General features: G+C 71.7%; 9 protein-coding genes. 6 read left to right on the top strand and 3 right to left on the bottom strand.

All coding sequences use genetic code 11. The features are described 5' to 3' along the window. Positions 1-277 precede the first annotated feature (277 nt). Positions 278-940, bottom strand: coding sequence for a FadR/GntR family transcriptional regulator (locus tag ABH928_RS33250; RefSeq protein ID WP_370072421.1), 663 nt, complete (start codon positions 938-940; stop codon positions 278-280). A 101-nt stretch (positions 941-1041) separates the two neighbouring features. Here ABH928_RS33250 and ABH928_RS33245 point away from each other — a divergent pair, with 101 nt between their 5' ends. From ABH928_RS33245 to ABH928_RS33225, 5 genes are all read left to right on the top strand, one after another. After that, positions 1042-2322 carry a CynX/NimT family MFS transporter gene (locus tag ABH928_RS33245; protein WP_370072420.1) on the top strand — a complete coding sequence of 427 codons (1281 nt, stop codon included), beginning with the start codon at positions 1042-1044 and terminating at the stop codon, positions 2320-2322. Between the two features lie 17 nt (positions 2323-2339). Continuing rightward, the gene (locus ABH928_RS33240) at positions 2340-2462 is read left to right on the top strand and encodes an SGM_5486 family transporter-associated protein (RefSeq protein ID WP_268926978.1); all 123 of its coding nucleotides are present in this window, start codon (positions 2340-2342) and stop codon (positions 2460-2462) included. 40 nt (positions 2463-2502) lie between these two features. Continuing rightward, positions 2503-3024, top strand: coding sequence for a histidine phosphatase family protein (locus ABH928_RS33235; protein ID WP_370072419.1), 522 nt, complete (start codon positions 2503-2505; stop codon positions 3022-3024). A gap of 181 nt (positions 3025-3205) precedes the next feature. Beyond that, positions 3206-4531 (top strand): alpha/beta hydrolase, encoded by a 1326-nt coding sequence (locus ABH928_RS33230; protein ID WP_370072418.1) that lies wholly within the window; start codon positions 3206-3208, stop codon positions 4529-4531. After that, on the top strand, positions 4528-7152 hold the full coding sequence (locus ABH928_RS33225; RefSeq protein WP_370072417.1) for a bifunctional lysylphosphatidylglycerol flippase/synthetase MprF: 2625 nt from the start codon (positions 4528-4530) through the stop codon (positions 7150-7152). Before ABH928_RS33230 ends, ABH928_RS33225 begins: the two co-directional genes overlap by 4 nt. 31 nt (positions 7153-7183) lie before the next feature. Here ABH928_RS33225 and ABH928_RS33220 read toward each other — a convergent pair whose 3' ends face one another. Continuing rightward, on the bottom strand, positions 7184-7906 hold the full coding sequence (locus tag ABH928_RS33220) for an epimerase (RefSeq protein WP_370072416.1): 723 nt from the start codon (positions 7904-7906) through the stop codon (positions 7184-7186). A 9-nt stretch (positions 7907-7915) separates the two neighbouring features. Further along, entirely contained in the window at positions 7916-8230 is a 315-nt protein-coding gene (locus tag ABH928_RS33215) for a putative quinol monooxygenase (RefSeq protein WP_370072415.1), read from the bottom strand. 109 nt (positions 8231-8339) lie between these two features. Between ABH928_RS33215 and ABH928_RS33210 the strand changes: the two genes are divergently transcribed. Continuing rightward, positions 8340-8711 (top strand): arsenate reductase family protein, encoded by a 372-nt coding sequence (locus tag ABH928_RS33210; RefSeq protein WP_370072414.1) that lies wholly within the window; start codon positions 8340-8342, stop codon positions 8709-8711. The last annotated feature ends 22 nt before the right edge of the window (positions 8712-8733 follow it).

Below are 8733 nucleotides of genomic sequence, written 5' to 3'. Positions count from 1 at the left end.
TCCGCCGCGTGGGCGCGACAAGCCGTGCCCGTGCTGCCGCAGGTAGCTGCACTACCAAGGGGCGCGGGGCTCTGCCGATTTGCGGCTCCGCCGCGCGGGCGCGACAAGCCGTGCCCGTGCTGCCGCAGATAGCTGCACTACCAAGGGGCGCGGGGAACTGCGCGACAAGCCACCGGCATGCGGATGGTCCTCAACGGTCAGGGTCATCCGCGCAGGGTGGTTGCTCGCGCCCACGCGGCGGAGCCGCATGTCGGCAGAGCCCCGCGCCCCTTCGTGCCTACCGGCACGACTGCAGCGCTGACGCGGCCTCCGCTGCCGCCGTGTCGCCGTCGCCGGCGCGGATCGCGTCGAGAATGCCGTCGTGGCTGATGTACCGGCTCTCGTCCAGGACCGGTCCCACGACCGAGCGCAGCTCCTCCCGCATCACCTCGCCGAGGTCGGCGTAGAGCGCGGAGAGGACCTCGTTGTGGGCCGCCGCCGTCACCGCCTGGTGGAACGCGGCGTCGTTGAGGACGAAAGCCTCCACGTCGCCGGAGCGCCAGGCGTCCTCACGCCGCCTCAGTGCCGTCTCCAGCAGCCGGAGATCCTGCGCGGTGCGGCGGGAAGCCGCGAGCCGTGCCGCGGACGCCTCCAGCGCCTGGCGGAGTTCGGTGATCTCCGCCTTGTCCGCGTCCGCGAAGCGCCGGTGCATGACGCCGGCGAGCTCGCTGGTGGCGAGCACGTACGTGCCCGAGCCCTGGCGAATGTCGAGCAGGCCGTTGTGGGCCAGTGCCCGGACCGCCTCGCGGACGGTGTTGCGGGCGACGCCGAGGCGTTCCACCAGTTCGGCCTCGGTGGGGATGCGGGAGCCCACGGGCCACTCACCCGAGGTGATCTGGCTGCGCAACTGCGCGATCACCTGGTCGGCCAGCGGCTCGCGCCGGGGCGAGGTCAGTGCCATGTCGCTCCTGTCGGCTGGTTCTGAGTGCGGAACATCATCCCGCGTTCGGGAGGGGAGTAAAACCGCTCCCCGGATTCATCCCATCATTGTATGATCCAGCCATGCCTGCCGACCAGACCGCCGCTCCGGCGTTGCCCGACGCCGAATCTTCTGTCTCAGCCCCGCGATCTTCTGTTTCAGCCCCGCGAACCCTCGCGCCCGTGCACGTCAAGGCGCGCTGGTTGCTGGCGCTCGCGCTCGCCCTCGCCGCGTTCAACCTGCGCCCCGCCGTCGCTGCGCTCGGGCCGCAGCTGGACACGGTGCGGAGCAGCCTGCACATGAGCGCCGGGGTGGCCGGTCTGGTGACGGCCCTGCCGTCGCTCTGCTTCGCGCTGTTCGGGCTGCTGGCGCCCAAGCTGGCTCGGCGGCTCGGTCCGGCGGTGACGGTCTGCCTGGGCATGGCGGCCGTGACGCTCGGGATCGTCGCCCGCTCGTTCGCCCCGAACAGCGGGGTGTTCCTGCTGCTCAGCGCGCTCGCCCTGGCAGGCATCGCGGTGTCGAACGTGCTGATGCCGGTGCTGGTCAAGCGGTACTTCCCGGACCGGCTCGGGCCGGTCACCGGCCTCTACTCGATGTCGCTGGCCCTCGGCACCTCCGTGGCGGCGGCGCTGGCGGTGCCGCTGACCACCGCGCTGGGCGGGGGCTGGCGGGTCGGGCTCGGTGTCTGGGCGCTGGCGGCCGCGGTCGCGCTGGCGCTGTGGCTGTTCCAGGCGGCGACGCTGCGCCGCGACGGAGCGGGCGCCCCGGCCGCCGGCACGGCCACGATCCGGATCACCCGCAGCCGCACCGCGTGGCTGCTCGGCGTCTTCTTCGGTCTGCAGGCGACCGCGGCCTACGTCACCATGGGCTGGCTGCCGCAGATCTTCCAGGACGCCGGGATCTCCGCGACGCAGTCGGGCGTGCTGCTCGCCGTCACGATGGCCGTCGGCGCTCCGCTCTCCTTCGTGATCCCCTCGCTGGCGACGCGGATCCCGCACCAGGGCCCGATCGCGGCCGTCCTCGCGGTCTGCGGGCTCGCCGCCTACGCGGGCCTCGGCTTCGCCCCGGCCGCCGCGCCGTACGCCTGGGCGCTGCTGCTCGGCATCGCCAACTGCGCCTTCCCGCTGGTGCTCACGATGATCGGCCTGCGTTCCGGGACCAGCGAGGGCGTGGCCCGGCTCTCCGCGTTCGTCCAGGGCGTCGGCTACCTGATCTCGGTGCCGGGTCCGGTGGTGATCGGCGTGCTGTACCAGCGTGAGCACGGCTGGCACCAGGCGTTGATCCTGCTCGCGGTGCTGATGACGGTCCAGCTGTTCGTCGGACTCGCCGCAGGACGACCCCGGCAGATCGAGGACGAGAGGTGAGTGGCAGACTTCCTGCCATGCCTGTTCTTGAACCGAATCCCACCGGTGGCAACAAGAAGCTCCTCCAGATGTTCGGCCTGATCGGCCTGATCATGGTGGTCATCGCGATCATCGCCACCATCGGCGCGAACTTCGGGTGAGCTCCTGCCGCTTCGTCCGCTTTCTGCGAAGCTGACAGACATGAGCGTCGACACGTCCCGCACGATCATCGTCCTCCGCCACGCCAAGGCCGACTGGCCCTCGGGGGTGGCCGACCACGAGCGGCCGCTGGCCGACCGTGGACGTAAGGACGCCCCCAACGCCGGCCGCTGGCTGGCCGTTGCGGGCATCGTCCCCGACCTGGCCCTCTGCTCGACCGCCGCGCGCGCCCGGGAGACCTGGAAGCTCTTCGCCCACGAGCTGCCGGAGCGCCCGCGCACGGTGTACGAGGACCGGCTCTACGAGGCCGCCCCGGGTCAGCTGATCGAGGTGCTGCAGGAGCTGCCGGAGGACGTCCGGACGGTGCTGCTGGTCGCCCACAACCCGGGCGTGCAGGGCCTGGCGGAGATCCTCTCCGGCGAGTTCGAGGAGGACACCCTCGGCCACCTGCGCGCCACCGGCTTCCCGACCTCGGCGATCGCCGTGATCGACGTGCCGTCCTTCTGGAAGGGCCTCGAACCGGGCGTCGGCAAGCTCCGCGCGTTCTACGCGCCGGTGGACTGACGGTCCGCACCTGCTTCTGAAGGCCCCCGGCTCCCCCGGCCGGGGGCCTTCGGCGTCCTGGCGCGATCTTCAGGGCCCGATCCTTCCGACAGAGTGAAGATCAACATGCGGCCACCGGTGATCTGCTCTGGAATCGCCTGAGGAACCAGAGATCGTGAGAGACCACGAGAGGTGGCGGCGCATGCCCGTCCGGGGGAACCAGCTCGCGGGTGGCCCAGGGGACTGGTCGCTGCTGTCCGGATGGCTCCCCGCCGTGCTGGCCGTGTTGGGCGTGGCGTCGCTGGCATGGTTGCTGCTCTCCCGGCGTCGGAGCTGGTGGCTGCGCTGGCTGCCGCTGGTCCTGGTGCTGGCGGCCGGGTGCTCGGTGCTGATCGTGGTCTGGGTCGACGACTGGTGGCAGCCCTTCCCCGACGGGTTGCCCACCCAGTCGGCGGTATGGGTCGGCGTCTGCGTGCTGGCGGTGCTGCTCTTCCTCTTCCGACTGCCGTTCCTGCGCTGGGGCGGCCGGGTGCTGGCACTGGTCGCCTGCCTGCTGGTGGTCGCCTTCGCCGGGAACAGGGTCAACCAGCAGTTCCAGCAGTACCCGACGTTGAGCACGTTGCCCGGACCCTGGCAGACCCAGCCGGACGCGCTGGCGGTGGGCGCCAAGGAGGCGGTGCTGCACGTCCCGGCCGGCAGGACCATCGCCGAGGTGTGGCACCCACCGGCCGACATGCCGGCCAAGGGCCGCCTCTCCACGGCCAGGATCCCCGGCGCCGTCTCCGGCTTCACCGCGCGCGACGCGATCGTGTGGACGCCTCCCGCCTACAGCACCAAGGTCCGGCCGCTGCTGCCCGTGCTGGTGCTGATGGCCGGGCAGCCCGGTGGTCCGGAGGACTGGCTGGGCGGTGGTCAGCTGCAGCAGACCATGGACGCGTACGCCGCCGGCCACCGGGGGCTGGCGCCGGTGGTCGTCGTCGCGGACCCGATCGGCTCGCCGTTCGACAACACGCTCTGCATGGACTCGAAGATCGCCAAGGCGCAGACCTACCTGGCCAAGGACGTGCCGACCTGGGTCACCGCCAATCTCCAGGTCGGCGCCGGCCGCACCGCCTGGACCGTCGGCGGCCTCTCCTTCGGCGGCACCTGCGCGCTGCAGCTCGCGGTCAACGCGCCGGCGGTGTACGGCTCGTTCCTGGACATGTCCGGCCAGGACGAGCCCACGCTCGGCAACCACGCCAAGACGGTGAACCAGGCCTTCGGCGGCGACGAGGCCGCCTTCAACACCGCCGACCCGCTGCATGTGATGGCGCGCAGGCAGTTCCCGGACACCGCCGGGGTCGTCCTGGCCGGCGACGGCGACGCCGAGTTCGGGCCGCAGCAGCGCAGGGTCTACGCGGCCTGCCAGAAGGCCGGAATGCACGTGGTCTACAAGACCGTGCCCGGCGGCCACGACTGGGCCGTGTGGAAGACCGGACTCGCCGACGAACTGCCCTGGATCGCCCAGCAGGACGGACTGAGCTCATGACCTCGCAAGCGCAGACCACCGCCGACACCGAGGAGGCGCCGGCCGCCCTCGCGAACCCGTTGCACCGGCTCGCCGGGAACCTGCGGCGCTGGCTCGTCGCGGCGGCCGTGGTTCCCAGGGTGCTGGCCAAGGCCCCGCTGACGGCGGTCTTCCTGGCCGCGTTCTGGGTGGTCGGCCTCGTGACGGGCAGTGTCGTCCACGGCCCGTCCGACTCGCTGCTGCGGCATGTCGGGGCCGGCACCACCAGCCTGACGCAGGGCAGGTGGTGGACCCTGTTCAGCTACGGCCTCTGGGAGCCGGGGCTGGCCCCGTACCTCATCACCACCGCGCTGGCGCTGGCCACGCTGCTCCCGGCGGAGCGACGCCTCGGCGCCGTCAAGGCGGGGGCGTTCCTCCTCGCCTCGCAGGTGCTCGGCGCCCTGCTCGGGATCGCGGCGATCGAGGCCGGGGCGGCTGCGGGTGACCCGTGGCTGGAGAGTTCGGTCGCGGATCTCGGCCACCACCTCGCGATCAGTCTCTCGGTCGGTGCGAGCGTCGGGCTGACCGGCGTCGGACTGGCCCTCAGCGCTCAACTGACCGCGCTGTGGCGCCGCCGCACCCGACTGCTGCTGATCACCATGACGCTGCTCTTCCTCTTCTACGCGGGCGACGTGCTCGACATCATGCGGGCGGGCGCGGCCTTCGTCGGCCTCGTCGGCGGCGCGCTGCTGCTCGGCAAGCGGCGGTCGCTGCGCGGCGTCCGGCTGCTGCCCTCCTCCCACGCGGAGACCAGAGTCCTGGTGGCGCTGCTCGCGGCCACCTCCGCGATCGGACCCGCGATCAGCTTGATCACCGGCTCGCAGGGCGGCCCGCTGGCGATCTACGAGGAGCTCTTCATCCCCTCCAACCTGTCCGCCGGGGAGGTCACCGACGCCTGCGCCGGAGCGGGCGCGGGGAGCAGGGCCTGTCTTTCCCTACGTGCCGACTACCTGCTCAACAACAGCGTGGCGGTGGTGACGCTGTTCGTGCCGGTGCTGATCCTTGCGGTGATCGCGCTCGGACTCTGGCGCGGGCGGCGGATGGCCTGGTGGGCGGCAGCGCTCTTCGAGGTCGGCATCTTCGCCGCGACGCTGCGCTTCTTCCTGCTCACCCGGTCCCAACTGGTGAACGACCCGACCACCCAGCCCGGCCTGGTCACCGGGGTGACCATCTACTCCGTCGGGCTGTTGTTGGTCCCGGTCGTGATCCTGGCGGTGCTGGCGCTCACCCGGTGCCACTTCCGCCTGCGCGCGGAGAAGGAGACGGCACTGACCTTCTGGACCATCGCCGTGCTGGCCTTCGTGGTCATCGGCGCGACCTACGTCAAGTTCGGCTACGACGCCCGCAACGAGTTCAGTCCGGTGCCGACCTTCCACCAGATGCTCGTCGACTACCCCAAACGCCTGCTCCCGGACAGCTATCTGATCCTCTTCGGCACCTCCCTCTACGCGTTCGTCCCGGTGAGCGGCTGGGCCAAGGCGCTGTACGAGCTGACCGGGCCGGTCTTCTGGCTGATCGTGCTCGGCGGTCTCTTCGTGGCCTTCTGGCGGGCGGGCGCACGGCGGAAGGAGGACCACTCGGCCGAGGCGGGGGCGCTGCTGCTGGAGAACGGCGGCTCGACCCTCTCCTACATGACCACCTGGCCCGGCAACGAGTACTGGATCAGCGAGGACGGCCGGGCCGCCGTCGCCTACCGGGTCGTCGGTTCCATCGCGCTCACCACGGGCGACCCCTACGGTGAGCCGGACGCCCGCCGGGCGGCGGTGGCGGGATTCAGCAGCTTCTGTGACGAGCAGGGCTGGTCGCCCTGCTTCTACAGCATCACCGGCGAGATGAGGCAGCGCTCGGACGCGCTCGGCTGGTCCGCCGTCCAGGTGGCCGAGGACACCCTGCTGCGGCTGCCCGACCTCGCCTTCACCGGCAAGAAGTGGCAGGACGTCAGGACCGCGCTCAACAAGGCGGGCAAGGCCGGGATCACCGCCCACTGGCACACCTGGCCCACCGCCCCGCTCTCCGTCCAGGAGCAGGTGCGGGCACTGTCGGAGGAGTGGGTGGCGGACAAGGGCCTGCCCGAGATGGGCTTCACCCTCGGCGGCCTGGACGAGCTGGACGACCCGCGCGTGCGGATCCTGGTGGCGGTGGACGCGGACGGAACGCTGCACGGCATCACCAGCTGGCTGCCCTGCTACCGGGAGGGGCAGCCCGTCGGCTGGACCCTCGACTTCATGCGCCGCAGCGGCGAGGGCTTCCGCGGCGTGATGGAGTTCCTGATCGCCAGCGCGGCACTGCAGTTCAAGGAGGAGGGCGCGGAGTTCCTGAGCCTCTCCGGCGCGCCGCTGGCCCGGATCGACCGGGGCGAGCAGGCCGTGCCGCTCCAACGCGTCCTCGACATCGCGGGGAAGGCGCTGGAGCCGGTCTACGGCTTCCGTTCGCTGCTCGCCTTCAAGGCCAAGTTCCAGCCCGAGTACCTGCCGCTCTACATGTCGTACCCGGACCCGGCCCAACTGCCCGCGATCGGGACCGCCATCGGCAAGGCGTACCTCCCGCACACCACCCCGGCCCAGATGCTGCGGCTGAGCCGCCAGTTCACCTCCTCGGGGTGACGCGGCCGGAGCTCGTCGCCAGCCGGGGCCGTCAGCCGTGCGCCTCGGGCTCCGCTCCGGCGGCGAGCTCGTTGATCTCGGGGCTGGCGAGCACGCGCGGACCGGTGCCGTGCAGGTCCACGACGGCGAGCATGGCGCGGCCCAGGTTCTCCGTCGTGGTGACATGCCTCGGCGCCAGCCGGGAGAGCAGCGGGTAGGCGGGCCGGAAGGCCGCGTAGGCGGCCCGGTACCAGCCGGTCTTCGCCCGCTCGCCGTGCATCGGCTGGATCCAGCCGGGCCGGAACAGGTAGGTGACCAGCCCCTCCTGCGCCAGCAGCGCGTTCTCGGTGGCGCCCTTCACCCGCGCCCAGGCCACCCGGCCGCGCTCGGTGGCGTCGGTGCCCTCCCCGGAGACGTAGGTGAAGGTCAACCCGGGGCTGGCAAAGGCGAGTTCGCGCGCTGCGGCCATGGTGAAGTCGTACGTGATCCGCCGGTAGGTCTCCGCGTTCTGGCCCACGCTGGAGACGCCGAGGCAGAAGAAGCAGGCCGCGGCGTGCTCGAAGTGGTCGTGCAGCGCGGAGAAGTCGGTGAAGTCGTCGTGCACGACCTCGGTCAGCTTCTCGGCGCCGTCCGTGATCCCCGGCGCATCGACCGGCGTGAGCGGCCTGCGGACCACGGCGACGACCTCACGCACCCGCTCGTCCCGCAGGCACTCGCGCAGCACGCCCTGTCCGACCATCCCCGAGGCGCCGAACAGGACCACTTTCATGTTCATACAGGAACGCTACAGCGCGCCCTTGCCGGTGGCGTCGGTCCCGGCCGGACGCGGTTCCAGCACGGTCACGTCGGCGGGTCGCTCGCGCAGCGCGTCGAGCTCCGGGCCCAGCTCGGCGAGGACCGCGCCGGCGGCGTGTGCGTCGAGGTGGGCGCGGGTGGCCCACTTCTCCACCACCACGATCGAGGTGCCGTCGGTGTGCAGGGCGTAGAGCTCGCAGCCGGGCTCGGCGTGCACGGAGTCGACATGGCGCGCGTACGCGGCGAGCGCCTCCTCCAGCTTGCCCGGCTTCGGGTGGACCACGGCGGTGACGACCACGGACATCTGCGGCTCCTTCGTTGCGCGACGCTCTTTCCCAGGCCAACCCTCCCGGCCCGGGACGTGTTCCCGCACGGCCCGGAGCACGGCCCAGGGCACGGCCTACGCTGGCCGTATGGAGATCTGGATCAACCCCCGCTGCAGCAAGTGCCGCGTCGCCGTCGACCTGCTCGACGAGGCCGGGGCGGAGTACACCGTGCGCCGCTACCTGGAGGAGCCGCCGACCGCGGCCGAGCTGGAGGTGGTGCTGGGGCGGCTGGCGCTGGAGCCGTGGGACATCACCCGCACCGACGAGGCGGTGGCCAAGCAGCTGGGTATGAAGGACCGTCAGGCCTGGCCCCGGGACGCGGAGTCGCGCGGCAGGTGGATCGCCGCCCTGGCGGAGCACCCGGTGCTGATCCAGCGTCCGATCATCACCGCCGACGACGGCACCACGGTCGTCGGCCGCACCGAGGAGGCCCTGGCCAAGGTCGTGCCGGGGAAGTAAGTCGTGCCGGGGAGTAATCCGT

Origin of the sequence: Streptacidiphilus sp. MAP5-3 (assembly GCF_041262505.1) — a bacterium.
Lineage (GTDB): Bacteria > Actinomycetota > Actinomycetes > Streptomycetales > Streptomycetaceae > Streptacidiphilus.
This window is presented reverse-complemented; position numbering and strand designations above follow the sequence as displayed.

Coding starts and splice junctions, on each gene's coding strand:
- ABH928_RS33250 (WP_370072421.1), bottom strand. CDS start 940: ATGGCACTGACCTCGCCCCGGCGCGAGCCGCTGGCCGACCAGGTGATC.
- ABH928_RS33245 (WP_370072420.1), top strand. CDS start 1,042: ATGCCTGCCGACCAGACCGCCGCTCCGGCGTTGCCCGACGCCGAATCT.
- ABH928_RS33240 (WP_268926978.1), top strand. CDS start 2,340: ATGCCTGTTCTTGAACCGAATCCCACCGGTGGCAACAAGAAGCTCCTC.
- ABH928_RS33235 (WP_370072419.1), top strand. CDS start 2,503: ATGAGCGTCGACACGTCCCGCACGATCATCGTCCTCCGCCACGCCAAG.
- ABH928_RS33230 (WP_370072418.1), top strand. CDS start 3,206: ATGCCCGTCCGGGGGAACCAGCTCGCGGGTGGCCCAGGGGACTGGTCG.
- ABH928_RS33225 (WP_370072417.1), top strand. CDS start 4,528: ATGACCTCGCAAGCGCAGACCACCGCCGACACCGAGGAGGCGCCGGCC.
- ABH928_RS33220 (WP_370072416.1), bottom strand. CDS start 7,906: ATGAACATGAAAGTGGTCCTGTTCGGCGCCTCGGGGATGGTCGGACAG.
- ABH928_RS33215 (WP_370072415.1), bottom strand. CDS start 8,230: ATGTCCGTGGTCGTCACCGCCGTGGTCCACCCGAAGCCGGGCAAGCTG.
- ABH928_RS33210 (WP_370072414.1), top strand. CDS start 8,340: ATGGAGATCTGGATCAACCCCCGCTGCAGCAAGTGCCGCGTCGCCGTC.